This window comes from Vibrio harveyi NBRC 15634 = ATCC 14126 = KCTC 12724 (assembly GCF_001591145.1).
Classification (GTDB): Bacteria; Pseudomonadota; Gammaproteobacteria; order Enterobacterales; family Vibrionaceae; genus Vibrio; species Vibrio harveyi.
The window spans coordinates 1-1453 of record NZ_BCUF01000124.1 but is presented as its reverse complement, the minus strand read 5'-3'; the positions used below and the strand labels follow the sequence as shown (position 1 = coordinate 1453).

Below are 1453 nucleotides of genomic sequence, written 5' to 3'. Positions count from 1 at the left end.
GCTTTTTTGGAGATATTAAATGAGTAGTCATTACGAACAACCTTTTCTAGATAAAGAAGGTTTTACATGTCCGCATTGCGGTGCTTATTCAGCTATGGGTTGGGAGTGGCTCAGAAATCGCTATGATTCATTGCCTTTAAAGCGTGCTTCTTGTCATAAATGCGAACAGTTTTCAATTTGGCGGGTGTCAGATGTCGAGAGTCGCATGGTTGACCCAATTATCGTTTCGGCTCCGCTTCCTAGTGAAGACTTGCCCGAATCTTGTCGTAAGGATTATCAAGAAGCTAGAGAAATTGCGGATAAATCTCCTCGTGGCGCTGCAGCTCTATTACGTCTATGTATTCAAAAACTCTGTAAAGAGCTTGGTGGTAAAGGGAAGAACATTAATGATGATATTGCGGAGTTAGTGAAAAATGGGTTACCCGTAAAAATCCAGCAAGCACTCGATGTTGTTAGAGTTGTTGGTAATAACGCAGTACATCCTGGCGAAATATCGCTAGAAGACCATCCGCAAGTTGTGACAGCTTTATTCAATCTGATCAATATGATTGTTGATAATCAAATTACGCAACCTAAGCAGGTCGCGGAACTGTTTGCCTTCTTACCTGAGGGCGCAAAAAGTGCGGTAGAAAAGCGAGACACCAAAGCATAACAAACAATTTAAGAGTGATTCAGCACGCTTGGCATTTTTGGTTTAAGTTGAGTTCGGTGTTTACGGTGGTCAAATGAAGTGTCGTGGTCGCGCGCTTCACACCTTAATTGGGCGTTAGTATTCAAAAGGAGTATCGAGTGAATCAAAAGTTTTTGATTATTGTTGTTTCGGTAATTTTGGTACTACCGATGGCGGCATATATCTTCCAATTTGGGCTTGGTTTCTGGCAATCCCCTTCGGAGTGGTCTGAGTTAGGTGGGTATATTGGAGGCGTTTATACTCCGATACTTGCACTGCTTACTTTGACCGTGTTGTGTGTTCAAATCTACCTTCAAGTTTTACAACATCGGCAACATCTGGTCAGTTTGCAAGAAAAAGAGTTAAGCGATTATTTGACTCAGTTAAATTATGAGTTAGATAAAAAGATTGAGGGTGAACTTACATTACGTCAATTCTTACTTAGTCTATTAAACGAGAAAAATATAGATGATATATCGCAAATGGATCTCAGTTTAATTTGGGGGCTCAACCAAAACCACCATAAACTCTACTCGATGTGGAGTGGGGTAAGGGCTTGCCTAAAAGATATAGAAAATCACTCAAAAATTAAGAATTACGAATCTACTCATTATGCTGTACAAAAAAATAAAATTATTGCATACATGAGTCCTCAAGTTTGTAGTTCACTTGATAAATTTAACTACGCGATGCTTATATCTCTTCAGCAAATCAATGGAACTAGTATTAATGAAATAGCAGTGCAGTATGAGTTTTGGCAAGACAAGTCGCTAGCTTGAATAC

At 39.5% G+C, this 1453-nt stretch carries 2 protein-coding genes; both read left to right on the top strand.

Translation table 11 applies throughout. The features are described 5' to 3' along the window. The first annotated feature begins 19 nt into the window (after positions 1-19). The gene (locus tag VHA02S_RS26465) at positions 20-652 is read left to right on the top strand and encodes a DUF4145 domain-containing protein (protein WP_038899616.1); all 633 of its coding nucleotides are present in this window, start codon (positions 20-22) and stop codon (positions 650-652) included. A gap of 137 nt (positions 653-789) precedes the next feature. After that, complete coding sequence (locus VHA02S_RS24745; protein WP_038899617.1) at positions 790-1449, top strand: hypothetical protein; 660 nt, start codon at positions 790-792, stop codon at positions 1447-1449. Positions 1450-1453: the final 4 nt, after the last annotated feature.